Consider the following 24,755-nt stretch of genomic DNA (forward strand, 5'->3'; position numbering starts at 1 on the left):
GTGGAGTCGCTGGCGACGGCACCATCAAGCTGTCGCCATGCGCTGCCACTATCGTGCACGTGGCGCGAGACTCAAACTGCAACTGTAGGACTACGGTCCACACGAAGTGCGGGAGAGCCGCTTCCGTGGACACCCCCAATGTGATGGACGGGTGTTCGATGTCGGCGAGCGAGAAGAAGCAGAGGCGGCAGCGACGTAGTTTCAGCCCGGAGTTCAAGGCCGGGGCGGTGAAGCTGGCGCTGGTGGAGGGCAAGTCAGTCGCGGAGGTGGCGAAAGAAAGACCTGGACCTGCCCGAGAGCATGCTGCAGCTCTAAGACGGCGCTGACGGAACAAGCGCTACTGGAGACCATCCGCAGAGTGCCAATCCGCTCGCCTTTCCTGGGCGACGGGCACCACAAGATCGGGAGCCGCCCTCCCCCGGATTGCGAAAGTGGTCGCAGCTCAAAGACATCTGTCGCGCCAGCTCTCTTCCCACCGTCATGAGGGCACCATCGCTCTCCTCCATCTTTCCAGATGACAGACTCGAAATCCATGGAGTAGAGCTCTTGCTTGACTCTCAATCTAGAGGTTCTCCCCCATGAAAAGGTCGTCCCTGCATGCGATGCTTGACAGGAAGTAAGTCAGTCGACAGCTTCGCTAAACTGCTCCCGGTTCTGATGGGGGTGTTGCTTTCTGCAAGCTGTGGCGTCATTGAGGACCCCCCTCAGGAAGAGCCAGTGACTCTTCCGAGACAGGGCATTGCCACGGAGGCACTCCGTGCGCTTCCAGCCCGAATGGCTGCCGGGCAGGAGCACTCACTCGTCATCCGGCCTGATGGGTCTGTCTGGGCCTCCGGCTCCAACCTGTTTGGCCAACTGGGGGATGGCACCAATATCGACCGGAAAGAGTTCGTCCGAGTTCAAGGACTCACACACGTAATCGCCGTCGCGGCGGGGCTTTCCCACTCGTTGGCGCTGCGCGCGGACGGCTCGGTATGGGCGTGGGGCACCAATGCCTCCGGGCAGTTGGGCAACGGCTCCGGCGAGGACAGCCCCATCCCATCCCAAGTTCCCGGCCTCAGCGGAGTCACAACCATTGGGGCTGGCACGGAGCACTCCCTGGCCGCTCGCTCAGATGGAACGGTCTGGGCCTGGGGCGCCAATTGGGATGGACAACTGGGCAACGGCTCCCTGACCTCGCGCACCACCCCCACCAAGGTGGGGACGACCCTTGGCAACATCGTGGCAGTGGTGGGGGGAAGCGCCCACTCGATGGCACTCCGGGCGGACGGGACGGTTCATGCCTGGGGCGCCGGCGCCAGCGGACAGCTTGGCAATGGATCAACGGCCCGCCGTCTTGCCCCCATGCAAGTACCGGGGCTGAGCAACGTCCTTTCCATCGCCGCGGGTGACAGTCACTCCCTCGCCATCCAAGCGAATGGCGCCATCCGGGCATGGGGCAACAACGCCTATGGCCAACTGGGGGATGGGACGAACACGAATAGACTTGCCCCTGTGCCGGCGGCGCCCCAGGGAAACTGGGTGTCCCTCGCCTCCGGACTGAACTCCTCCATCGCCGTGCGCTCGGATGGCACCGTCTGGGCCTGGGGCTTCAATGCCTACGGACAGCTTGGCGATGGGACGCAGGTGGACCGCGTCCTCCCTGTCCAGGTCAGTGGGCTGAGCCAGGGGCGGCTGGTGTCCATGGGGAGCGCGCACTCTCTCGTGCTACTGACCTCGGGGCTGGTGAGCTCATGGGGAGGCAACTTCGTCGGTCAACTCGGTAGCGGCACGGTGATGGACCGCGCCACGCCCGGCTCCACGAATGTCCAGTCAGGATGGGCGAAGGTCGCCCCTGGAGACTCCTTTACCCTGTTCTTGCGACCGGATGGAACCGTTTGGGCATCCGGAGAAAACCATGCAGGGCAGCTCGGCAACGGAACCACCAATGGTAGTGCCCTACCCGTTCCTGCTACGGGGTTGAACAACGTCGTGGACGTGGCCGCGACCAGCGACTCCTCCGTTGCCGTTCGGTCGGATGGGACGTTATGGGTCTGGGGGGGTTACAACAAGGCCACACTGTTGCCAACGAAAGTGGCCGGGCTCAGCAATGCGGTTGCCGTCACGGCTGGAGCATACAAGGTCGCTGTACTCAAGATGGATGGAACCGTTTGGACCTGGTCCAACCTGGATTCATTCATCACCCCCACCCAGGTGACCGGTCTTTCTGGAGTGATTTCGATCACAGGCGGGCCTTACCATTTTCTCGCATTGCGTTCGGACGGCAGCATCTGGGCATGGGGTAACAACAGCTCTGGACAGTTGGGTGACGGAACGACCTCATCCCGCGAAGTCCCAGCACCCGTCGGGGGAGTGAGCAATGCCGTGGACATCGCGGCAGGGGGCTGTGTTTCGCTTGCGCTTCGCGCGGACGGGAAAGTCTGGAGTTGGGGCTGTAACGTCTATGGCCAGCTGGGTGACGACACAGAGGATTCTCGCTCTTCGCCGGCTCCAATCACTGGGCTCACTGGAGTCACCGGAATATCCGCCGGCTCCGCAGGAGCTTTCGCAGTGACTGACGATGGTGCGGTTTGGGTATGGGGCGGCGGCCTGCTTGGGGATGGGACCGAAAGATACGACGTCACCACTCCCATGCGATTGCCAAGCCTGAGCAATGTTGTTTCAGTTTCGGGTGGGCAAGGATTCTCGTTCGCGCAGCGCGCGGACGGCGTTCTGCTGGCCTGGGGCCGCAATCGGCATGGGCAGTTGGGCAATGGCGCTTCTGACCGGCGCGAAATGCCTGTTCGCCTCACGGGCCTGAACGACGTCGTGGACATCGCGGCAGCAGACGATAACTCCGTAGCACTCCGTTCTGACGGGACGGTCTGGGGCTGGGGCGCTGGGACCAGTTGGTCACACGTACCGATGCAGATTGCTGGGTTGGATCGTATCGTGGACGTCGTCGCCGGTGACTGTCACTTCACCGCCCTGAGGTCGGATGGAACAGTATGGACTTGGGCTGCGACTCCGTGTGGAGGCGACTACCAGAACCACGGGCAGATGGGTGATGGGACTCGGACCTATCATTATGTGCCGGCGCCTGTTCCGGGCCTGAGTCGGGTCATCGCGATTTCCTCAGGCGAGCTTCACTCTCTTGCCTTGCGCGCGGATGGTACGGTCTGGGGTTGGGGAAATAATGAACAGGGCCAGCTTGGCGACGGAACAACGATTGATCGCCTCACCCCAGTTCAGGTTTCCGGGTTGATTGGAGTCACCGCGATGTCCGCCTCATATTCGGGCTCGGTGGCAGTGGACGCGAATGGAAGGGTCTGGGTATGGGGCGACAACCATGAAGGACGCCTGGGCGCCGGACCGAATACCAGTACAGTGCTGTATCCCGTACAGATTCCGTCTCTCTCAGGTGTTGTGGAGATTGCATCAGGTGCATTCCATCACATGGCCAGACGCTCAGATGGCACTCTCTGGGCATGGGGCTCCAATGCGTTTGGGGGAATCGGCGATGGCTCTGCAATAGGTAACGGAAGCCTTGTCGGCACACCTGTCCAGGTTATGACCTCAGCAAGAAGTATCGGCGCCGGCGGCTATTCATCATATGCCATTCGCAGTAACGGAACGCTCTGGGCATGGGGCGACAATGCGTTCGGTCAGCTGGGGGATGGCAGCACGACCCATCGCACCAGACCCGTACTGGTTTCGGGGTTGACTGACATGATCCACTCCGCGGCGGGGCGTTACCATTCACTGCATCAAGCAGCCGATGGATCCGTCTGGGCCTCTGGCGACAGCATCTTCGGACAGCGAGGGGATGGTGCCCCCCAAGCTGTAGCGTACACGCCAGTCCCGGTTCAGTTGCCCCAGTAGTGCTCAGCGCTTGCTTCGATAGGAGCGAGTGGACCCAAGTGGTGATGCCCAGTGCGAAGTGCAGCATCGCGACGTAGGTGTCCTCTCGCTTCTCCCAACTGAAGAAAAGAAGGCCCTGCCTGAAAACTGGCAGGGCCTTTTATTTTGGCCGCGCGATGAAAAAGGAGCCACCCGCCACGTGCACATGAACCGCAGCGGCGAACCCCAAGAAGAAAATCGTGTCGTGTCAGGGACAGAATCCAATCACCGCAGGTCCCCAGGGAAAGGAGCGGCGACCATGACGACGTTGACGGTGCGGACGAACCCGATGAAGCGCAGCTATCGCAACAGCCTCTGGCCCCAGTTCGACGCCGCCTCCTGCTCCCTTGTGAGCTTCGCCTCGAAGTCCCCTGCGGGCTTTGACCGGCTTGGCGGCCCTCCGCCCGTCCCCTGCTGAAGCTCGCGCTCCTTCACCTGCGCGCCAAGCCACGCAGAGGCCGGGCTCCCATCCAGGGGACCTGGCCTCTCGGCATTCAGGGCTCCTGCTCCTCCTGGGGATGTAGAGGGCGACCGGTAACTTTCGGTGGAGGAGCCAAGCGTCCCGCTTCGAGAGCGTCGAGTTCCGCCTGCTGTCGAACATGCCGACTCGAGGGGCCGCGGTCCGCCCAGCTCTTCGCCATGAAGCGAACGTCGATGCCGCCACGCTCCTCGTCCACGAAGGCCCGCGTGCTGCCCTCGAACTCCGCCATGTGCGCCAACCCAGGCCGCCATGTGCAATCCGCAGGGAGCACCACCCAGACGCGCTTGTCGAAGCCACGGGTGTCGGCCAGACATACACTGCGCCCGCGCACCTCCACGACCTCACCCACCAGAATCATCTCCCGCGGCGGCAAGGCCTTTCGCGCCATGGGCTGGACGTCGTCAGAGATGAGCTGGATGACCGACCGGATGGAGAAGTACTGCGGCTTCTGCTTTCCAAGTCCCCGCTGCATGCGCCCTCCCTCGCATCGGGCACCACACCCGACTTGTGGGTGGAGGTATGCCAGATGGGGTTGACACGATTTGGCGAACTGGGTCAGCAGAGCCCCAGAATTGTCGAACTGCTCCGTAGCAGAGGAATCTTGTCGGCCGGGTGGAACCTACGCGGACGCTTCTGCCGTAGTACATTCTCAGCATCGGCGAACGCGCCAACAGAAGGGGGATGCAATGAACTTGATGATGACTATCGAGAGGACAGAGCGCCAAGAGCACATTGATTCACTCTTTGAGCGCGACGAGGTTCGCTACCCTTTTCCCAAGAGGATCCTGAGGAAGGACGAGCTTGCGGGCGGGGTGCTTTACGTCGTGTACCAAGGGCGAATCTGTGGTTACGGCCAGATAGGAAGCATCAAGCAGCACCGAGGAATGAAGGTCGGAAGTCGGCCAGGAAGGCGGGTAGATGGACCTGGGGATGTGGTGGTTCTCAACGGACCACTGGAAAAGATGCCTCGCGAGATAAGCATGCGTGGATTTCAAGGATTTCGTTACATCAAGAAGGACCTGCATAATCCATCGCGCGTTCGCCGCTGAACGGCATACCTGTGCGGTGAGCGTCAAGCCCTCGTCGGGCAGTGCGTCAATGCGAGGGAGCGAGGCGCGAGAGGGAGTTCCGGCTGACGGGCGCAGTGGAAGAGGCGCGACGTGCCTGGGCGGAGCTGACCGTGTGGCGGAAGGCCTATGCCCTGGAGACGGCGGAGGCACGGGCTGAGCTCGGGCGCTGTCGCGGGTAGCAGTCGATTTCAGGCGGCGATTTCGTCCGGTCTGTCTCTCCCAGTCTGGGGGCGTTCATGTTCCCCCTGACTCTCGGGAGGACAACGTGAAGGCGGCGACATGGAGTTCGTTCCTGGGGGAGACCTGGATGGTGCTTCACGTGAGAAGGAGGCGGTCCCTTGCGGAGAAAACACGCTACCGGGGGCGATGCGCTCAGCCGCCGCGAAACACCGGCTGCTTTGTCACCCCGCGCCGCTCGATCTCATCATAGGCAAGGATGGCGCGACCGCTCCCTGGCTCGTTCTGAACGAGTCCCTCCACCAGGAGCGACTCCGGCGAGCCCCCCTGCGTGCCCGAACGCCGCGTCTTCTCGCCTCCTCGTTCGTATACCGCGCTTTCGGCGACGACGCGCGCATGCACGGCCAGTTGTGGGTTGTCGTAGAGGCGGCATGAAAGCTGTTGCGCGAAGATGATGCCGCCATTGCCCTCCGCACGCGCGAAGTCGACTTCGATGTCGCCGAGAACGACGAGATTTCCAAGGCATCGAACCCCATGAGCCTTGAGTCCCCCGGCCACGACGACCGTGCTGCCGTCGTTCACGCGAAGCCAGCCCTCGACGGTGAGTGCTCCGCCGACAATCAAGAGCGGAGCCGCATCCAGGCTCTCGCTAACAACAGCGCTTCCCGGCCAGAGGACCACGTCATTCGTCCCGCCGTCGTCCGGCGTCCGCGGTACCGTCGAACCGTCGCGCAGCGCGAGCGCGATCCACTGAGGCCCCCCCGGAGGACAATCCTCCTCAAGCGCGACAGCAAGGTCGTCCGCATCGCCAATCGCTTCGGCCACTTCGCTGGGCCAAGATTGCGACCAGAGGCTGGCGAACGGCGAGATCGACTCCCACGGGAAGCCATCTATCGCCGAGCCTGCTCGTGCGAGTGTGTCGAACTCGTTCAGTCGGCGAAGGAGATTCTCGGTATCGATGGACATTGCCCTCCCAGCTACACTGCTGAACCTCCCTCTGCAAGACGCTGGCTCAAGCACGTTGGAGCCCATCGTCAGCCCCCTATACCTACCCCAAACTCGGTCGCCGCGTAACGAGTGCCTCAAGGCGCCGTCAAACCGTGCGTCACTGCAAGCGAGCGAGGCGCGCGGGCTTCGCGCGTCCCTGCTCGGCGAGGAGGTCCGAAATCACCTTCAGGCACAGGTCCACGCCAAGTCGATGTGGAGAAGCAGGTCCGTGGACACCTCCACCTTCGCGGTTCGTGCCTCGCGGAAGGCTTCGCCCAACACGCCGATGGCCGGGGGCGCGCGCCTGGTCGTCCAGTCAGTAGCGGCTCTCCGTCTGCACACGTAGGTGGCTCTGCACCCGGCCGGCGAGCATCGGCATCTGCTCCTCGACATTGGAACGTGGCCGCTTCGCGCCGCGCGTCAGCATCGTGCGGAGGTATCCGTCCAGGGACCTCCCCCACTATACGGTGCGCGGCGCTCGCCGCAGCATTCGCCTGGATGATGAGGAGCTTTCCCTTGCCGGTCACTTTGCGGTGAGGCACGAGGCAAAAGGGGGCGCGTGCTGGCGGGCGCGCCGCTCTCCCCACCACGGCGCCAAGCGAATCGCTCTGGACCACGTCGGCGGCAGCGGCGAGAACTGGAGCGTCATGGTCCCGTTGGTCTCCTTCGCCGCGCGCTCGAGGTCGAGATGATCGTCGGCGTCGACTTCGGTGCGCCGCAGCGGACGCGCGACCAGCGGCGGAAGATCATCGCCGTCGTCGCGCACTCGACGGGCTGGCACTCCTACCGCATCGACGCGACCGGCATGAACGCTCGGCTCCTCGCGGGTGAGCCTCCGGGCTGGATCGCGAAAGAGCTCGTCGACGAGTTGGTGGCCCGACCTGCGCGCGTCGTCGGGTTCGACTTCCCCTTCTGCGTTCCCCACGCGCTCCTGCGCGACCCGAAGTTCGCCTCGGACATCGGCTACGAGCACGGCGCGTTCCTTGGCTGGCGCTCGTTCAACTGGTGGATCGCGCAGCGCCTCCCACTCACCGACCCGCTCGACTTCACGCCCTTCGCCCCGTGGCGAGACCGCGCCGAGCGCGCGCGGCTCTGGACGAAACGCGCGACGGACATCGCCGCCGGTGGGCAGCCGCCGCTCAAGGACAAGTTCCAGGCGACGTTCCAGATGACGCTCCTCGGGAACGCGCTGCTCTCGAAGCTGTGGGAGTCGCACCAGTACCGCGTGCTGCCGTTTCCAGGCGGTCGCGGTGCTGGCGAGATCATCGAGGTCTACCCGGGCGCGACGCTACGAACGATTGGCCTGGCGAGCTACAAATCAAGGCCCGACGAAGCGGTGCGTCTCGGCATCGCCGCGTGTGCCGCCGCAGGCATCAAGCTCGACGTCGATCTCCGGCTCGTCGCCCTCGCGTGCCGCTACAGCTCGGGCACCACGAAGAAGCCCGACTACGATGTGGCCGACGCCTTCGTCGCGCTCTGCACCGCCATCCTCCACGCGGAGAACGGCTGTCGCCCGGTCCTCGCGCCCGACCCGACGTGGCAGGAGCGGCTCGTGAAGGAGTGGGAGGGCGCGATCTGGGTCCCTACCATCACGACGAGCGCACCGGCGTAGGCCGCTGCTACGGTCCATCGCGGTGAACAATCGGCTCCGCAAGAAGAAGCGCGTCGGCGAGTTCAAGGAGCTCGGCTTCGAGCTGCTCGGCTACCTGCGACCCGGCATCTCCTCGCTGCAGGGCTTCGGATTCTCGGGCCGGCCGACGAAGAAGGGCATGTACATGAGTCGCATGGGTCATCTCTGGGCCGAGCTGATGACCCGTGTGCCTAGCCGAAATTGGCTCGCCGCGTCACGAACCTGTTGAGGCGCGCGCGGGCCGGTGAGTTCCTGTAAGCGGCGAAGGAGCAATGGAGAGCGGCAGCGGGACGTACCGAGCTGCTACTGCGCGCGGCCTGGCTCGACACCTCCTACGGAGGCCTGCCCTCGCCGGCCGTGGACGCCGGCCGGGCGGGCCGCGAGGGGGCCCACGGGAGCCCCACGGGCAGGCCTCGCTCGTCCCAGGTTCCGCTCGCATTGAAACCATGCGACTTTCACCTACCTCAGAGCGTCGCGCGTGAGCCCACGCCCACCGCCACCACGCACTCCTGGTGAAGCGGGCGCCAAGAGGAGCAGAACCATGGACGGGAGGGCACCCACGGTGTAGTTTGCGGATATTCAATCGGCCCCCGATTGAAGGGCTCGCCCAGTCCCTCTTTGAAACCACTGGATATTGCTCGGCTTTCGGCCCTCAGAGAGTTTGAGTCCTCTGAGAGAAAAGCCGAGAACGAGTTCGCGCAGGGCTTCGTTCGGGGAGCTGAACGAAGGGCCCTACCAACCGGTAGGGCCCTTTTGTTTTACACGGGCCTCGCGATGCATATCGCGGGGCCTTCGTGCTTAAGCCCCTGAATCACAAGGGATTCTGGCTCACGGTGCCGCAGAGGGCGTTCTCGGCTCTCTACCCCGCAGAGCGAGATGTCCCCTCTCCTCCGCCGCCAATTGAGCTCTCTGGACCGCTCTTTCACCCGTTCTGGGGAGAGAGAGGTCGAGAGCGGTTAACAGGTGCTGTTAACTTTTGGGGAGGCGGTTAACAACATTCCCCTGGAGACCCGCTCTTTCAGCTCTGAGGTTTCTGGGAGGGCGTCTCTCTCTGGTTTTTGGTCGCGTCTCTTACCTGTTTTGCTGGTCTCCACGAGGGCGGCGCAAGGTCGGGGGAGGTCCTCCTAATCAGCACTCAAAGTGAAAGCGCGCTCGGAAGCCTTGGATCATCTGTCTCCGCCGCTGTTTCACGGGGAGGGACGCCCCGTCACGCACCCCAGCCCCGAGCGCCTCCCGAGAGAGCCAAGACTCCGCAGAGCGCCCCCCATCGCGCGGCCTCGTGGCGCTACCCGGCACCGCGAGGTGCCACCGCCACCCTCCGAGCTACGAAGCCGCCAGCCCCTCTGCGTCCGCTGCTAGACGGCCGCCCAGCCAGAATGTCGAGCCCCGCAAAGAGTGTCCACGAGCACCTCGCGCATCGGGCCTGGCGCTGGCGAACCAGAAGCCCCGTCAACGAACGGGCGAAACCATTTCAAAGTCGGAGCTGAGTTCGTCGTCCGCCCACTTCGGTTAGGGCTTGTTGAGATCCAAATTCGCGTTGGCGATCAACGCGTACTGGAGTTCCCGATGTGCCTCCGGATCCTTGCTCCGGTACAGCTCGCTGATGGTGTCCAAGGTTCGCCGCTTCATCTGCTCCCAAGCCGCTCGAGCGTTAGACTCCAGCGTCCCTAACAGGTCCCCATCCCCGGCAACTTTCACAAGGAGGTGGGTAATGGGCACCTTCTGCCCCCTAGACTGCGTCGTTCGCAGGTTCGGCTTCAGGAGGGGGGTGTTGAAGAGCAGGTGGACGTCCTCGACCCGCCAAGGGATGTTGAACTGCTCTGGCACCCGGAGTTCTGCCATCTCATGAACCAGGAGCACTCCCTCTGGTTTCAGTTTTGCCAGGAGGGCGGCCAACTGCTTCGCTAGTTCGAAAAACGGGATGTGGTGCAGCGTATTGACCACCATGATCACATCAGCGGTCGGTTGCGACGAAGCAAGGAACGCCTCCCGCTCATGAAACTCTGCCCGCGCGCCCACCTTGCCCGCTAGCGCCTTGACGTCATCGTGAATGGGCTGGTCAACAGCCACGTATGTGGCGTTCTTGAATAGCCCGGCCGACGCCAACCCGAGCAGGACACGCCCAAGCCCAACGCCGTAATCGACAAGAACCACCCCAGGCCTGGAGAGCCGCTCCTGGATAGTGGACACCACCATCTCAATCTGGATGTCGCCCTGCTTGAACTCCGCAGCGTCATCCACATTGGACAACAACGCTCGATAGAGTGCCTCGGCATCCGACGAGACAGCCAACACTACTTCGGTGCCCCGTAGCCTGATGGGGCTCCTATCGAGTTCGAGAACCTGATTAATCTGCTGCTCTAGGTACGCGGAAGAAATGGGGATTGGCCGGTCCTCTGCCTCCAGCCTCGCAAGGTAGGAATAACAACCTCTCAGGAACGTGATTAGCGATACATCGTCCGCCTCTTTGCACATCTCGTCCAAAGTGGACTTATTGGTGCGCTCTTCGAGGTCCACGCCGGCAGAAAGCCGAGCCATCTCCAGAGCCCCACTGAAGAGCCCATGCAGGGCCAGCGCTTCTCTGGCGCGCCTGTCGAAAAAGCGTCTGTTCGAAAGGTCCGACAGATGGCCCAAACTCAACGGGTCAGCCGCACTGAGAAGGGCACTGAGACGGACACGAGCATTCGGGCTGAAATGCACGACCATAGTTCCGTGGTGCTATCGCATGCCCACCATGGCATCAAGCCCCCCGAAGCTCCCTTCCGTTGGGCCTGGCGACGGCACCACCAAGCCTCCTGGTCCATACCACCCAGGGGTGAGGCCCGGGCGGCCACCAGTTCCTCGACGCCCCGTGGAGGGCTAGCTACTCTCCCCACAGCGAGCGGAAGCAGCGCCATGCCGCGCGGGGAATGCCCAATGCCCAAGAGGGTCCAGAGCGAGCTGAACGGCCGTGTGTTCGATGCCTCTGACTTCCGATGGGCGCTGCTAACCCTCCTCCGAGAGCGGATCCTGACCGACGCTGAAATGGCGGCCTCCCCGGCCCAGACTCAAGAGCAGGAGGACTTGGCCGCGTGGGCGCGAACCGAGGAGGGATGGGTCCCCGTCGGCGTACTGGAGCACCAGGAGCAGCTCCAAACGAATCACGAGATTGCGCTCGACGAATGCCACCGGCTGGCAGGCACGTACTTCATGGAGCACTGGGATGAGCGAGAGCGAACATATGCCGCGCTGCCCGAGTTCCCCGTCTGGTGGAGCCAGCCTGGCTCTCCCAACGCCGAACCGAGCGGGCTCGTTGGCGTCGTTCGATTCCTGGCCGGCGAGGACTGGGGCATGAGGCGCGGCGTCATCGCACGTCGTGGTGGCGATGTCGTCGTCATCGATGAAGAGGGCGCGGTCCTCCGCCCAGATGAGGTCAGCCCTCTGTCGCCCCATGAGAACCACCCGCTGGTGACCGCAGCCAAAGCCGCAGGCTAAAAATTCGAGTAGGGCCCTTTCACGAGCGAAGGCGGACGGATACCATGCAACTCCTCACGGCGTCTCCCATCCCAGAAGAATGCCGGCGGTACTGGGCCCTCGGTGGCCTCAGCGCAGCGCTCGACGCACTCGTGCAGGACTCGCATGCTGGGCGCATCTCAATGGGCGACGCCTACGCCCTCGCCCTCCATCTCCCCCTTCTTGCGCTGGAGGACTCTGCCCGCCGTACCGCCTTCTCGCGGCTCCAAGACGCCACGCAGGATGACCGATTCATGGATGCCGTACTCCACGTCACTCGTGGCGACATGGCGCTGGTCCCTCTCCTCCAGCTACGCGCAGCGCAGTATTGGATGCGGCTGGTCTACGACGCCACCGGGCAAACCAGCCACACCGTGGCTCCTGCCCTCGCCGCATCGCTGCGCAGTACGGAGCTCCACGGCTACACGTGTGACGACGTCCGCCTGCCCGTCCGCGCGCTGCACCTGGTGGTGCCACCCGAAGCCGGGCTGGAGCTGCCGGACAGCCTGCTACCTCCTGCCATCTTTCGTATGCCTTCGGACGTAAGGCGGCATAAACTCCATTCCTGCCGCCGGAAGGCAGTTTTGGAGGTCGCTCATGAGCGATGTCAGTGTCGCAATAAGACCCGTCAAGACGTGTTTTCAGAGCCGATATACACTTCCAACATTCCAACGTGACTACAAGTGGGAATCAAAGCACTTCACAGAACTGCTAAGCGACATCCAAGGTACTTTCCTGGAGTCATATGAGTCAACTCACGGTCGCAAAGACGTCGCCTCTTACCGCAGCTATTTTCTTGGCTCTATAATCACCTCAGCTGAAAAAGGTGGTCAGAAGCCCATTGTCGACGGGCAACAGCGGCTCACGTCTATTTTTGTCTTGATGGCCTACCTCAAGCGTTACTGCCACGATCAAGAAATTGCCCATGTTGAAGATTTATCCACGCTTCTTCAACGCACAAGCTACGGAACGATTGACTATACAATCGAGTTTTCAGAGTCGCGTCGAAGCATTTTTCGAGAATACCTAAATTACGATCAATCCGTCTCCACGGCCATGGAGAAGATCGACTCTCTTTCGGGCTTGGACAGCGGCGACCTGAGAGTTGTTGAAGTGCTGAAGTCCGTCGACAAGGAAATTCACGAAACCGTAAAGCAGCATATTCAATTCTTCATTGACTACCTTGTTGAGAAGGTCGAGCTCATCGAAATCTCCGTGGCGAGCGAGAATGATGCCCACCGCGTGTTTGTAACCATGAATGATCGCGGATTGCGTCTCGGACCAATCGATCTTCTCAAGGGCCATATACTCTCCAAGGTGACTGATGCTGAGGTCAACCAGAAATGCCACGAACTATGGGTCAAAACGGTCAATGATCTTCGGCGACTTGGCGCAGAAGAGGATTCACTGTTCTTCCGCGCCATGTTCCGTGCTCGGTGGTCCAACACCATTCGCGGAAAGAAAAAAGGAGACCCTCCAGGCGATTTTGATCATATTGGTGACTCCTATCACCGCTGGTTTGTCGACAATGCCACCAATATCGGCATTGTGACATCCGACGACTACTCCAGATTCTCCAGAGATGAGATAACCAAGTACGCAGATATTTATGCCGCGATTCGACGCGCAGAGGAGGAATTCGATCCTGCGTACGAACATGTATTCTACAACTCAGTTCACAAGTACACCCTACAAGCAATGGTGCTTTTGGCGCCTATTAAGCCTAACGACACCGACACCGAGTGGCAAAGCAAGGTGCAGCTTGTAGCCAGGTTTCTGGATCTAATTCTCACGTCACGCTCAATCGAGGGGAAAGATAACAATTACGACAATTTGCGAGACATATCGTACGGCATCACGAGAGCCATCAGAGGCATGGATCACAGTGCTGTGTTGACCTACGTGCAAACCGAATGGGACACCCACCTTCAAGCAATGCAAGGCATTGGAAATCTGAGCTACGCCAAGTCTGAACGATCTGATATTCTGTACATTCTCGCACGGATTGCTGACTTTCTGGAAAACAAAATCCAGCTAACGAACTCGGTTGGGTTTGGTGTGTATGTGCAGCGCGATCGCGGCGGGAGAACTTTTGATATTGAGCATCTGCTTTGCGCACCGTCGCAAAATGCGACACAGATGGGGTTCGCCTCCCCGGCTGAGTACACAGAACTTCGCAACCGGTTGGGCGCGCTGGTCTTGTTGCCGCGTTCCAGAAATCGCTCTCTGCAAGACAAGTCATACATAGACAAGCTCGCCGCTTATTCCACAGAGAATGTCCTGGCACAAAGCCTGTGTTCCGGATTCTACCAAAACAATCCAAATGTAAATGGCTTTACGACGACCCATCCAACCATGAAGCTTCGCGCGATACCTTCTTTCTCCAAGGCCGAGATCGACGAGAGGGCGGAAGTGTACCGCGCTGTGGCTCTAGAAATTTGGAAAAAGCCGTAGACCTTCGACTAGGGGACTCCGTTCAGGGCTGAGGCATCCCCTCATTTCGAATTCTCCCTCTGATCTCGCTTGGTCGGTCGCTCATGGTTACTCCGAGGGGAACCTCCAAATGAGGGGATACCTCAGCGTTCAGGGACCGAGTCCGGTGGACGGCGACCGACCTCCTCATCGTCGAGGAGCCGGAGCCACGCATCTGGCGGCTGTGTTTGGAGGCCCCCACCGGAGAGGGGCGCTCTGCGCACATGGTGACGATGGCGCTCCCGCCAAGGACAGCTCTCGAGGCAGCCGTGGCACAGCACGCGGAGAAGGCTGTCCGCGGCGCTGACTGGCGCCCGCTGTGGACATGGGCCCTTGGGGCGGTGCTGTCACTGACGCCGCCTGCCTCGCAGGCCTAGCGGCAACGCTCCGTCCTTCGCTATGTAAACGCCCAGGCTCCCGCCGTTCGCGGCGCCATGCGAACAGGCCCACACTGGGCGAGGTAGCAATGCAGCCGAGGTGGTCTGACAGCCCCCGCTGTCACCTTCATCAGGAACAGGCAGCCATCGACACCTGTCACCGCTGCGGAGCGTTCGTGTGCCTCCAATGCGTTCGAAGTGCCGTGGCTACCGTCTACTGCAGCCCGTGCTTCGAGCGGCGGCTGGCCGTCCAGCAGAAGGTCTCGGCTCAGGCATGGGGAGTCCTTGCCCTCTCCTGCCTCGTAACCGTCCGGCCAGTGACGTGGCGTGGGCGGTTGCGGACGGACGAGGACCGTGCTCGGCGCGTGCCGCGAGGATTCAGGCGCTGGGCTGGAGGGCTGCGTCAGGTGGCTCTGCGGCGCGTCGACGTTTCCACTCGTGGGGTAGCAGCTCGCCGATGCGCGAGTTGGGGTGCGTCTGCACGCACAGCAGGACGTCCGCGAGGTACGCCTCGGGGTTGACCTGGTTGGCTTCGCAGGTGGCCACCAGCGCGTAGAGGCCCGCGAGGTTTTCGCCCGCGGCCTCGTGGCCGACGAAGAGGAAGTTTTTGCGGCCCAGAGCCGCTTTCCGTAGCGCCGCCTCGGAGCGGTTGTTGTCCAAGGGCAGGCGCTCATTCTCGACGAAGCGCGTGAGGGCCTCCCACTGCTTCAGCGCGTAGGAAATGGCTTGGCCCAGCGGACTCTTGGGCAGGTGGCGCGTCGCCTGTGTTTCGAGCCAGTCGTGCAGCTTGGCGAGGACGGGGGCGCTGTGCAATTGGCGCAGCTCGCGGTGAGCGGCGGTGCGCACCATGTTCGCATCGCGAGCCTGCGCCTCCACTCGGTAGAGTGCGAGGATGAAGTCCAGGGCGTCACGCGCCTCGGGCGCGGTGGCCAGCGCGTCGAAGAAGCGGCGACGCACGTGGGCCCAGCAGCCGACGCGTACCCGGCCCTTTGGCAGCGTCACCGCGTTGTAGCCGGTATACGCGTCCACCACGAGGGAGCCTACGGTGCCGCCCAGGACTTCCTTGGGCGTCTTGCTGGCGCGGCCCATGCTGAAGCGGTAGCCGATGAGCCATTCGCCCGCCTCATTCTGGGTGAGGAAAGTCCACAGGTAGCCCAGACGCGTCTTCTTCACGTCCAGCACGCGCAGCGGCGTCTCGTCCGCCCACACCACGTCCGCGGACGCAATGCATTGCAAGAGGTGCTGCGATAAGGGCAGCAATACCGAGGCGGCTTGGTGGAAGAGGTCCGTCAGCGTGCTGCGACTCATGGGCACGCCGCTTCTCTCCACCCGCTGGGCCAGCCGGTGCAGCGGCATGGCGTCCGCGCACTTCGACGTCACCACGTGCGCGATGAAGCCAGGGCCGTACTCGCCTCTGTCCACCACGCGGGCCGGAGGCGGCGCGGTGACGACGCCCTTGCCGCACGTGCAGGCCAGCACTTCCTGCACGTGCACCTGCCGCTCGAAGCGCGCCGGAATGTGCTCGAAGAGCACCGAGGTGCGGCCCTTGCCCAGCGGCCTCAAGTCCTCGCCGCCGCATGCCGGGCAGTGGCGCTCCTCGGCGGGCACCGCGTGGCGAATCTCCCGCGACGGGGCCTCCTCCGCCTTCCGGGCGGCCCTCTCTCGGCGCTTCTTCTTCGCGGCCTCGGCCTGGGCCGCCGTGGCGTCCGCATCCCCTCGCAGCTCGGCGGCCACCGTCGGCAGCTTCTCCGTCCTGCGGCCGAAGACGTGGCGCTCCAGTGTCGCCATCTTCGCTTCCAGCGACGTCAGGCGCTCCTTGAGTTCCTCCGCCTCCTCGCGCCAGGGACAGAAGTGGTCTTGCGGGAGCTCGCGGGGCACTCCGCCACAACACGCCGCCGCCGCGCTGCGTCCCGGACTCCTCGCCTCAGCTGCCCGTGCGCCCGGGAGGCGTCCAGGCGGGCTGGCGCCTCACCTGGGCCACGTCGATGCCGTCCAGCAGCATCGCCAACTGCGTGGCGTCCAGGTGCACCGCCTGCGCGTCCGCGTCCACCGGCGGCAGCCGGAAGCGGCCCGTCTCCAGCCGCTTGTACAGCAGCACGAAGCCGCCCCGACTCCACGTCAGCACCTTGATGCGGTCCCCTCGCCTCGAGACGAAGGCGAAGAGGTGCCCCGAGTAGACATCCTCGCCCCACTCGGCGCGCACCAGCGCCATGAGTCCATCTATCGACTTGCGCATGTCCACCGGCGCGGTGGCCAGCACCACGCGCACCGAGGCTGGAAGGGCAAACACCGCCTCACCGCCCCAGCGCGGCGACGAGCCGGGCCACGTACCCCACGTCAGTACCCACAGCAAAGCGCAGGCGAGCCCCACCTTCCGCGATGACCTCCACGAAGGTGGTGCTCGCCTCCACGGGGGGCATCACCTGGACTGGCAGCAGGCGCACCGCCTCGGCCTTCGCCGCCAGGTGCCGGCGTCGCCGGTACACCCACGACTGCACCGTGCTCAGCCGCACGCCCCGCTGCCGCGCGAACTCCACCTGCGTCAGCCCGCTGGCCTCGAAAGACTCCGCGACCTGGAACCACTCCTGCTTCTCCACCGACTTCGACATGCTCGCCAGCGTCCTCGGCGGCGGCTCTCACCTCAACGCCTCTCAGCACGTCCTTGGCCGGACGCTTACCCTGCCTCGGACTCGTCCTGTTCCCATGCGCACTCGCGGGTGCCGTCCTGGGATGGAAGCACCTACGCGCAGTCAGGGCCGGACAGGCGCCGGATGTTGAACGCCGCCATGCCCTGGCTGCGGTGCTCCTCGGCGCACTGGGGTTTCCGTTTTCGTTCGTCCTGAACGTGTTCGTGCACAGCCGCTGGTAGGCCAGATGGCAACGTCATGCGGCCTCCTTCTCGCTCAGGCCGCGAGCACGGAGGAATGCCTCCATTCGAGGCCACTGGGCGCCGAGGTAGTTGAACTCTCCAGGCCGGACTGGCCCCACGCCCTTCAGTTCCTCGTCCGGGGTGCCGCCGCCCCCCTCCATGGCGAGCGCGTCCCAGGAGAAAGCCCGAATAACTCGAAGCTGATTGCGGACAAGAACGCTGGACTTTTCAATCGCCTCTCGACGGTCGTCGAGCAAACGCACCGTCGCACCGTGACGTTCCTCTCGGCACAGGATGAGCAGCTCCCCTAACGAGAAGCTCGCATCGCCTGGCCTGCGGCGACGATGGGCTTCTTCCAGCCATTGCCGTGCCTCGACCAGGTCTCCTTGGAGGGCGAGACAGGCCGCCAACATGTCGGGGGCACGAACGTAGACGTCGGGTACTTCCTTGGTACGCCACCCACGAGAGAGCGCCAAGAGTCCCGAGCGTGCGGCGTCCACATGCCCTTGGAACAACGCACACAACGCAAGGTGGAAGCGCGTCAGTACGCGCTCCGGAGGGCGGAGGGCGTAGCCGTCAGCATCTTCGAGCGCGCGTTGGGCAGCTCCGAGATCGCCAGCATCAAGCAGCGCGGCCCCCCTCTCACAGAGCGCCGCCCACTTCCGGAATCTCCATGACGTGTAGCCAATAAAGGTGAGGAAGATGGCGAGAAGCAACGCGGTCTGGACCCATACCATCGCCCGCTCGTCAGGCTTCCGCGCGAGCCAGACAGCGCCCATGGAACCTGCAACCGAACCTAGAACGACCACAATGCCTGGATGCCTCACTTTTCACCCCCCGCTCGGGAACACAACGAGGAAACTCACTCGTCTGGCCCACCTTAATTAATCGCCCGCGTGCCGCTGCAGCGAAGCTCCGCCTCCACGTAGAATTGGGAAAGCGAATGCTCTCGAAGCGCCTGGCGCGAGCGCATGTAGCGATATGCTCGAACAAAGGGCAGGCACACTGAATCTCCAACTCGCACCTGAGACTCCTCAAGCCTCGCTCGAGGGATCCACTGTCCACCCAACCTGCGCACCAACACCTCACCCAAGAACGCCCCGACAAGTGGCACTGTCGACTCATCGATTTTCCAGCGTTCGAACGACTCCGGAAAATTCTCCTCCCAGAAGTGCGCATCAATATCCGCGAGCGACTCAGGGGTTGAATCAAAGACGGACGGAACCGGCACATGCAGCAACGCAACCAGGTATTCCGCAAGGAGCGAATAGTGCTCGACGGCACCCTCGACATCCTCAACATCGCAGCTTGAGGCCGCCTCAACAGGAAGCCACTCCTCCATCTGCTGAGCACGGACTGCATCTACCGTCACCAACTGCTGAACCAGCTTCTGAAGCTGTTGAGTCTCCCCCTCCCCAGTCTCGGGTTCAGCTTCAAGAATCTCGATGACGCGCCGGTAGGTCGTACGAGCATCAGAGATTCGCCCCAACTCGTGCTGCACTTTGGCGATTCTCTTGAGAAGCAGCGCCAGAACTTTGGGATATTCAATCACGCCCTCCAACTGCCGCGCTGCAAAAAGAAGTTCATCCGGCGCAGTCGGATAGCCCTCCTTCCCCATTTCACAAGCATCCCAACAAGCCGCTATGGCACAAGCAGTCCTCTCTTGAAAAGCCACATCCGCCTCACCCGGCACCGACGGCAAGTCATGCCCCTTTGCCATCAACCGGGCATCATTCTCCTGCCCAATCTCACGTGTGAGTTCCTCGGCCATTTCTACAGGCCGAGCAATGAGACTGAACGCGGGGGAGCCGTCCTGAGACACTTGGGGCGCGATGCCGCTTATTCGAGCGACGCGTACACGAGAGGCCGGAATCTGCTTGTTCTCCTCCGCCGTGTCGCGATTCCAGAACGAATGAAACCTCAGCTCCCGAAGAAGACGTGGGGACTGCTCCTCCATTGCATCCACGCACCGATAAACATTACGACACGAGAGGTCCAGACCACGCATATAGGTCAACAACGGCTCCACGATGCGGCTGTATCGTTCCGAAACGCGTGCATGCCCCACAATGGCCGAAGCGAGCACTTCTCCGCCATACAGTTGCGCAGCAGCCTGGTCCGCCTGCAACCTGCCCAGACGCAACTCATGGCCTGCAAGTTCAACCTGCATTAGGGCACAGGGCCGCGCGACCCAGAACATGGGGTTCAAGATTGGATACTTGATGAGCGCCATCGCCCCCATCAGCGAGGACTCTCCACGACTCTTGATGGCCAGCAAGCGAAAGTCCCCGTGACGAAACCGACAATACGACAGGGCGACCAGCGCCTTCAGTTCGCTGCTCGACAACTCCTTCACGAGGGGGAACCCAAGCAAAAGGGTTCGTTCACCGCGCCCGGCGAGTACCTTCCACAGCGGTCCATCCTCGGCGACGCCAACACTTGGGGCTGCCAGCAGTATCACCTTATCCACCATCCGCATTCCCATCGCATCAGCAACCTCAGTGAGCGTCGCAAACAACCGAGGCTCCTCTTCCTTTGAAACAAGCCGCCCAAGAAATCGGTCCGGAGGGAAGAGGTTGCGGCCCCTGAGCATTGAAAGCAGTGAGACGGCACCGGCCGCAGACGCAGCCACGAGCACCTTGGCGGAAGGTGACGGCACTCGCATCACCTCGTTCAGCACTACGGCAACGGAGAGCACAAGAATTAAAGGGAGTGAGATACAGATGAGCACGCTCACGGCCCAAACTATCAGTCTGAGTAGCCATCGAAGCCAGGCGCGCTGAAGTATCTTCTCATCGAGACGGGCCTGCGCTTCTGCCGCAGACAAATGCGCCCCCTCAAGGCGCAAGAACAGCGCATTGATTGATAGCAGTACACGCGGCACCACCAGGACGCCGATTCCTAGTCCCACCGTCAACCACAGTCCGAAGCTCAGCACGGGTGTCGTCTCCTAGGCCGGCGGCATGATGGCCGCACCAAGGGCAGCTTCACAATCCCGAAGCCGCCATCACAACCGGAGTGGTGGTCCTGCAACGCCGACGCCCGTTGGCCTAGGTGACGACGGTCGCCCTCAAACTCAGGGCCGGTACCGCTCCGCCTCATGGAAGAACTGCGTGAGCGAGTAGTCCAGCAGAGACTGGCGGGACTGCATGTACCGGCGGGCCCGGAGGAAGGGCAACCAAACGCGCTTGCCCACGCGCACCTGGGACTCATCCATCTTCTGCCGCAGCACCCACGTCCCTCCCAACCGCCGCACCAACACGTCCCCCAGGTAGGCGCCTAGAGCCGGTATCGTGTGTCCGTCGAGGACGTCGCGCGTGTAGCGCTCGGGGAAGCGGGTCTTCCAGAAGTGGAAGTCGAGGTCTGTCAGCGACTCAGGCGTCTCCTTCATGATGGAGGGCACATCCGTGTGAAGCACAGCCACGAGTCCTTCAGACAAGTCGCCGTAGGACTCGAGGACACGCGCCGGAGTCGCCACGTCCGAGGGATGAGCGACAGGGAGCCACTCCTCCGGCACCGGCGGTCGGAAGGCGTTGAGTTCGGCAATCTTCCGTTGCCGCTCGCTGATGGCGAACTCGTCCGGCAGCCGAGAGAGGAACGGCGCCACGTCAGGGTGGAAGCGCGGCTCGACAGGTACGAGCGCGGCACTGCGCTCCCGCAACTTGCACAGCACCGTGTCGAAGTTGAGGTCCGACCGCAGGTGGACGTGGGCTCGGGCCTGCACCACACGCGCCTCCTCACTCGCGAACTCGGCAGCAGTCGGCCATAGCACCACGAGGACGGAGCCGTTGGGTAGCTCCTCCACGAGGTGCGCGGGAGTCGAGAGCATCCGTTGTCGGCCTACGGACTCCACCAGTTTCGGACCGAAGATATTCAACCAGAACAGCTCATAAATCTTGTCGAACCCGTCCCGCCTCCATGTCTCATCGTCACGACCAAAGGCAGGACTATCGGTAAGGCCCCAGTCAGCCGTACTGTGCGCAGCAGCATAATGAGACGGGTACCGAGAGGCCCAGGCACGAACCATTGCCACAAAACCACGGCTAGCCTCCTCCTGTGCAAAAAATGAGACCGGTTGAACATGAAGACTGACGCTCAAGTCGGGTTCAGCTTGCGTAAGTCCAAGAGTAAGCGACAACGACACGCCGGGATTCTCTGAGCGAAATAGCCCAATGGTCGATCCGTAGGCGTCGCGTCGTTCGTCAATCGCGCGCAGCACGGCGTCTCGGGAGTATTTTCGGCTCCGCTTCGCCTTAACAAGCGTTGGCGCCCAACCAGCTGCATACTTCTCAAGAGCATCAAGGAATGGCGCCACCTCAGACTCCACCCCATCCTTCGGATTAAATGCCCCATCATAAAACAGGCGCAGACAATCTGCCTTGTTCAGATCGTGGATCGTCAGCGTCTTCATTGAGAAAACACCTCCACCCCAGTCCTCTTTTGCGCGTCGGTCGCCGCACGCGTAAACAGCCCAGTATCCTCGGGCAGGAGGCCCTTCTCCTCATAGACAAGGCGCACTCGCTTTATCTCCGCCTGCTGGCGCATACCGTCCCGCACAATCTTGAGCGTTCCACCGTAGTATTTCATGGCGTTGCTGGCGTCCGTCCTCACCTGCACAGGTAGCGCATCTTCGCCCAGAACGGCCAAGTTCCGACTCTTGAAGCTGAACGTCTCCACCCGCGAGGGCTGACCCGGAGTGGTCCTCTTTTCGATGACAAGCACGTCCGCATAGCGAAGGTCCACCTTCGAGACTCCTACATGGGTCTCGATCTGTGGCTCGTCGAAGTCCTTGAGCCATTTCCGCTCGGCCCGCGGCTTCGCCGCATCCTCCTCCAGGATCGCGACCATCTTCCTCTCGAACGCCATACCCCGGGCATGGTAGTCACGCATCCCCTTGTAGCCCTCCCACAGCAAGGGCCCCTTGACGGCATCACCGTCCTGAATTTCCTTCAGCCGGCTCTTGCGATAGGCGACGTACTCCTGCCAGCGCGGCGCCCCCTGCTCGACTCCCGGCGGTGGCTCCTCCAGCTTCGGTGCCTGTTCCTTCAGCAGCTTCACATCCTTCGGGAGCCGTGGACCCGAGGACTCCAGCTCCGCCTGGAGCAGCTTGGCCCTCGCGGACTCCGTTGCGCCCACCTTGGCGTCCTGGGCGAAGAGGTCCAAGTTGTCGAACTGCTTTTTTCTCGCCGACGACTGGACAGGCTCGCGACGCGCCCCTCCTCTCGTCGTTGCAGCCTTGGAGGTCTCCCGACTTGCCGCCTGCGCCTCCGCAGCGGACGCCTCGGCGTTCTTCTCGAAGAGGTCCAGGTTGTCGGACCACTTCCCGGCTGAGCCCCTTGTGGCCACGGGCTTAGCGGACTCGCGGCTGGCCGACTCCATCAGCAGCACCTGAGCCTTCGCGGGGTTTCCGCGGGCCTCAATGATGGCGACGAAGCCAGGAGGCCCCGCTGTCAGAACGAAGCGGGCGACCTCGCGTTTACCCCGCATGAAGGCGAAGCCCTCGCGGATTGCGTCGGGGCCGACTAGCTCCTCCAGCTCCTTCACGACGGCCTTCAGCGCTTCAAAGTCCGATGCCGCGAGCCGCCGCAGACTCGCCCGCCCACCGGAGTTGGACTCCACCAGGGCGCGTGCGCCCTTGCTCCCGGCGTACAGCGCCACCATCAGCGCGGCCGGCGCCAGTTCGCGCGTGGCCTGCTCGTACTTGCCCTGCGCCAGGGAGTACGCCCCATGCCCCGTCCCGGCCACCAGGTGGTAGAAGCCGACCGGCACACCGAAGGTGAGGGAGTCAAAGGCTCCCGCCGAGACACTTCCCGGCGAGTAGTGCCTCTCCATCAACGCCTTCTGCACTTCGTCGAGGGCGGCCTGATAGGGCGGGGGCATCTGCCCACGCATGGCCATGAGCTCCGTGTACCGGGCCTCACCGCTCACCAAGCTGCTGGAGAGCATGTCCCGGCCCGCGCGCCCCAGCCCGCGCAGCACGTCACGCCCCTGCTCGCCCCGCTCCGGGAAGCCTTCCAGCGCCAGGCCCCGCCGCTTCAGCTCCTCGCGGACAGCGGCCATGGCGCCCAGCGTGTCCCCCAACTGCTTGTCACGAGCCAGCCGCTGCACCACCTCGCGCAGCTCGTCGTCGAAGGCCGAGTGCAGGACGAAGAGGGAGAACACCTCGGCATACGGCACGCCGTACTTCTCCACGGCTGTGACGATGAAGTCCGCGCGCTTGCGACTGAGGACAGCCGAGGCGTGCTCATCCAGAGGCCCCAGCGCGCCCAGGCGGACCGCGTCCCAGGGATAAAGGGACTGCACCAGCGCGGCCATGTCCACCCCGCGCTGCATGGCCACGAACTCCGCGGGCGAGGCACACGCCAGGAAGGGCGCCAGCACCTCCCGGCTTTGAGTCAGACGGGGCCAGCCCGGAGGCAGGGCCTTGCCGCCACAGACGAAGGCCCCTCCCCCGCCGTTCGAGCCGCGCGCACCCTCCTCGTGGAGGGCCCGGCCGATGACTCCACGTCGAAAGCCCATCGGCCCCGGGTCTGACGTCCCATCCGCGAAGCCCGACGCCTCCCCCTGGTACACACCTGTCGCCGCGCTCCTCGCCGCCTGGGAGGGCACGGAGACGGGGCTGAAGGCCAGGACGGCCCCACGGCCCGCCAAGCCCGGCCTCGCCGGCAACGAGGCGCACCCGGAGGCCAGGAGGGCCACCACCAGCGCGAGGCCAAGCCCGCTGCGCAAACGCCGCTCAGCGCGCATTGTCCACCCCCAGTCCCACGGAGGCGAAGGCGCCTGGCCGCAGCGTCCCTTCTGCCGTCGGGAAGAGCAGCGTGCCGCCCTGCCCCACCGCGTACAGCTTCCCGCCCAGGAAGCGCCACCGCGCGTCAGCCGAGGCGAGGTAGCGCGCTCCCGGCTGGCCCGCGCCCACCGCCAGGCCGCCCACCCCCACTGAGAGGTTGCGGTGGAAGAGCTGCGTCTCCAACCGGCCGTCCACGTCCACTCGGCCCCAGTTGAACACCTCGGCCCCTATCGACAGGCGGAAGTGGCGCTGCCCCAGCACGCCCAGGCTCTCCGCGTCCCAGTTGAAAATCAATTCGCCGTGGGCCGAGTACCCATCCGGGAAGGACGCGTCCGCCTGCGGCACGGCAGTCGGGCCCGCCACCTGGAAGCGCGCCAGCTCGTAGTCCGGACCGAAGGCGCCCTGACGGAAGCCTCCGCGCTGGAGGCGGCCCTCCAGGCGCGCGCGCATGTCCACCGTCGAGGACATGTACTCCGCCCCCAGCCCCGCCACCGCGCCCCACGCGCCGCCCTCTCCGGGACGCCCGCCCCAGCC

The 24,755-nt window shown here is 63.2% G+C and carries 18 protein-coding genes and 1 pseudogene; 8 read left to right on the forward strand and 11 right to left on the reverse strand.

Annotation, left to right across the window (positions count from 1 at the left end; all coding sequences use genetic code 11):
• Positions 1 to 158: 158 nt before the first annotated feature.
• From HNV26_RS13040 to HNV26_RS13050, 3 genes are all read left to right on the forward strand, one after another.
• Positions 159 to 326, forward strand: a complete 168-nt coding sequence (locus HNV26_RS13040; RefSeq protein ID WP_436410039.1) for a transposase — start codon at positions 159 to 161, stop codon at positions 324 to 326.
• A 448-nt stretch (positions 327 to 774) separates the two neighbouring features.
• Positions 775 to 3,861: an RCC1 domain-containing protein gene (locus HNV26_RS13045; RefSeq protein WP_171441507.1), complete on the forward strand. Its 3,087-nt coding sequence runs from the start codon at positions 775 to 777 to the stop codon at positions 3,859 to 3,861.
• Positions 3,862 to 4,138: 277 nt separating this feature from the next.
• Complete coding sequence (locus tag HNV26_RS13050; protein WP_171441506.1) at positions 4,139 to 4,297, forward strand: hypothetical protein; 159 nt, start codon at positions 4,139 to 4,141, stop codon at positions 4,295 to 4,297.
• Between the two features lie 76 nt (positions 4,298 to 4,373).
• Here HNV26_RS13050 and HNV26_RS13055 read toward each other — a convergent pair whose 3' ends face one another.
• Positions 4,374 to 4,832 (reverse strand): hypothetical protein, encoded by a 459-nt coding sequence (locus HNV26_RS13055; protein WP_171441505.1) that lies wholly within the window; start codon positions 4,830 to 4,832, stop codon positions 4,374 to 4,376.
• Positions 4,833 to 5,046: 214 nt separating this feature from the next.
• Between HNV26_RS13055 and HNV26_RS13060 the strand changes: the two genes are divergently transcribed.
• Positions 5,047 to 5,409 (forward strand): hypothetical protein, encoded by a 363-nt coding sequence (locus HNV26_RS13060; RefSeq protein WP_171441504.1) that lies wholly within the window; start codon positions 5,047 to 5,049, stop codon positions 5,407 to 5,409.
• Between the two features lie 393 nt (positions 5,410 to 5,802).
• Here HNV26_RS13060 and HNV26_RS13065 read toward each other — a convergent pair whose 3' ends face one another.
• A complete protein-coding gene (locus HNV26_RS13065; RefSeq protein ID WP_171441503.1) occupies positions 5,803 to 6,573 on the reverse strand; it encodes a hypothetical protein in 771 nt (256 codons plus the stop codon).
• 709 nt (positions 6,574 to 7,282) lie between these two features.
• Between HNV26_RS13065 and HNV26_RS13070 the strand changes: the two genes are divergently transcribed.
• Positions 7,283 to 8,206 (forward strand): DUF429 domain-containing protein, encoded by a 924-nt coding sequence (locus tag HNV26_RS13070; RefSeq protein ID WP_171441502.1) that lies wholly within the window; start codon positions 7,283 to 7,285, stop codon positions 8,204 to 8,206.
• 22 nt (positions 8,207 to 8,228) lie between these two features.
• Positions 8,229 to 8,453 carry a 50S ribosome-binding protein YggL gene (locus tag HNV26_RS13075; RefSeq protein WP_171441492.1) on the forward strand — a complete coding sequence of 75 codons (225 nt, stop codon included), beginning with the start codon at positions 8,229 to 8,231 and terminating at the stop codon, positions 8,451 to 8,453.
• 1,280 nt (positions 8,454 to 9,733) lie between these two features.
• On the opposite strand, the gene HNV26_RS13080 is transcribed toward HNV26_RS13075, so the two are convergent.
• On the reverse strand, positions 9,734 to 10,741 hold the full coding sequence (locus HNV26_RS13080; protein WP_171441501.1) for a methyltransferase domain-containing protein: 1,008 nt from the start codon (positions 10,739 to 10,741) through the stop codon (positions 9,734 to 9,736).
• 399 nt (positions 10,742 to 11,140) lie between these two features.
• On the opposite strand from HNV26_RS13080, the gene HNV26_RS13085 reads away from it, so the two are divergent.
• Positions 11,141 to 11,698, forward strand: coding sequence for a hypothetical protein (locus HNV26_RS13085; protein ID WP_171441500.1), 558 nt, complete (start codon positions 11,141 to 11,143; stop codon positions 11,696 to 11,698).
• Between the two features lie 615 nt (positions 11,699 to 12,313).
• Positions 12,314 to 14,170, forward strand: a complete 1,857-nt coding sequence (locus tag HNV26_RS13090) for a GmrSD restriction endonuclease domain-containing protein (protein ID WP_171441499.1) — start codon at positions 12,314 to 12,316, stop codon at positions 14,168 to 14,170.
• Positions 14,171 to 14,943: 773 nt separating this feature from the next.
• Here the strand turns inward: HNV26_RS13090 and tnpC are convergent.
• From tnpC to HNV26_RS13130, 8 genes and pseudogenes are all read right to left on the reverse strand, one after another.
• A complete protein-coding gene (gene tnpC / locus HNV26_RS13095) occupies positions 14,944 to 16,443 on the reverse strand; it encodes an IS66 family transposase (protein ID WP_171441498.1) in 1,500 nt (499 codons plus the stop codon).
• A 46-nt stretch (positions 16,444 to 16,489) separates the two neighbouring features.
• The gene (tnpB, locus tag HNV26_RS13100; RefSeq protein ID WP_216612192.1) at positions 16,490 to 16,855 is read right to left on the reverse strand and encodes an IS66 family insertion sequence element accessory protein TnpB; all 366 of its coding nucleotides are present in this window, start codon (positions 16,853 to 16,855) and stop codon (positions 16,490 to 16,492) included.
• A 4-nt stretch (positions 16,856 to 16,859) separates the two neighbouring features.
• Positions 16,860 to 17,174, reverse strand: coding sequence for an IS66 family insertion sequence element accessory protein TnpA (gene tnpA / locus HNV26_RS13105; RefSeq protein WP_171441497.1), 315 nt, complete (start codon positions 17,172 to 17,174; stop codon positions 16,860 to 16,862).
• A gap of 274 nt (positions 17,175 to 17,448) precedes the next feature.
• On the reverse strand, positions 17,449 to 18,213 hold the full coding sequence (locus tag HNV26_RS13110) for a tetratricopeptide repeat protein (RefSeq protein ID WP_216612194.1): 765 nt from the start codon (positions 18,211 to 18,213) through the stop codon (positions 17,449 to 17,451).
• 101 nt (positions 18,214 to 18,314) lie between these two features.
• A complete protein-coding gene (locus HNV26_RS13115; RefSeq protein ID WP_171441496.1) occupies positions 18,315 to 20,372 on the reverse strand; it encodes a hypothetical protein in 2,058 nt (685 codons plus the stop codon).
• Positions 20,373 to 20,510: 138 nt separating this feature from the next.
• A complete protein-coding gene (locus HNV26_RS13120; RefSeq protein WP_171441495.1) occupies positions 20,511 to 21,845 on the reverse strand; it encodes a hypothetical protein in 1,335 nt (444 codons plus the stop codon).
• Positions 21,842 to 24,181, reverse strand: a complete 2,340-nt coding sequence (locus tag HNV26_RS13125; protein WP_171441494.1) for a hypothetical protein — start codon at positions 24,179 to 24,181, stop codon at positions 21,842 to 21,844. The genes HNV26_RS13120 and HNV26_RS13125 overlap by 4 nt, the downstream gene beginning before the upstream one ends.
• Positions 24,171 to 24,755, reverse strand: a pseudogene (locus tag HNV26_RS13130) (hypothetical protein); the annotation flags it as partial. The pseudogene HNV26_RS13130 and the gene HNV26_RS13125, both read right to left, overlap by 11 nt.

It is taken from the genome of Myxococcus xanthus (genome assembly GCF_013116825.1).
Classification (GTDB): domain Bacteria; phylum Myxococcota; class Myxococcia; order Myxococcales; family Myxococcaceae; genus Myxococcus; species Myxococcus xanthus_B.

Coding starts and splice junctions, on each gene's coding strand:
- HNV26_RS13040 (WP_436410039.1), top strand. CDS start 159: ATGTCGGCGAGCGAGAAGAAGCAGAGGCGGCAGCGACGTAGTTTCAGC.
- HNV26_RS13045 (WP_171441507.1), top strand. CDS start 775: ATGGCTGCCGGGCAGGAGCACTCACTCGTCATCCGGCCTGATGGGTCT.
- HNV26_RS13050 (WP_171441506.1), top strand. CDS start 4,139: ATGACGACGTTGACGGTGCGGACGAACCCGATGAAGCGCAGCTATCGC.
- HNV26_RS13055 (WP_171441505.1), bottom strand. CDS start 4,832: ATGCAGCGGGGACTTGGAAAGCAGAAGCCGCAGTACTTCTCCATCCGG.
- HNV26_RS13060 (WP_171441504.1), top strand. CDS start 5,047: ATGAACTTGATGATGACTATCGAGAGGACAGAGCGCCAAGAGCACATT.
- HNV26_RS13065 (WP_171441503.1), bottom strand. CDS start 6,573: ATGTCCATCGATACCGAGAATCTCCTTCGCCGACTGAACGAGTTCGAC.
- HNV26_RS13070 (WP_171441502.1), top strand. CDS start 7,283: ATGATCGTCGGCGTCGACTTCGGTGCGCCGCAGCGGACGCGCGACCAG.
- HNV26_RS13085 (WP_171441500.1), top strand. CDS start 11,141: ATGCCCAAGAGGGTCCAGAGCGAGCTGAACGGCCGTGTGTTCGATGCC.
- HNV26_RS13090 (WP_171441499.1), top strand. CDS start 12,314: ATGAGCGATGTCAGTGTCGCAATAAGACCCGTCAAGACGTGTTTTCAG.
- tnpA (WP_171441497.1), bottom strand. CDS start 17,174: ATGTCGAAGTCGGTGGAGAAGCAGGAGTGGTTCCAGGTCGCGGAGTCT.
- HNV26_RS13110 (WP_216612194.1), bottom strand. CDS start 18,213: ATGGGCGCTGTCTGGCTCGCGCGGAAGCCTGACGAGCGGGCGATGGTA.
- HNV26_RS13120 (WP_171441495.1), bottom strand. CDS start 21,845: ATGAAGACGCTGACGATCCACGATCTGAACAAGGCAGATTGTCTGCGC.
- HNV26_RS13125 (WP_171441494.1), bottom strand. CDS start 24,181: ATGCGCGCTGAGCGGCGTTTGCGCAGCGGGCTTGGCCTCGCGCTGGTG.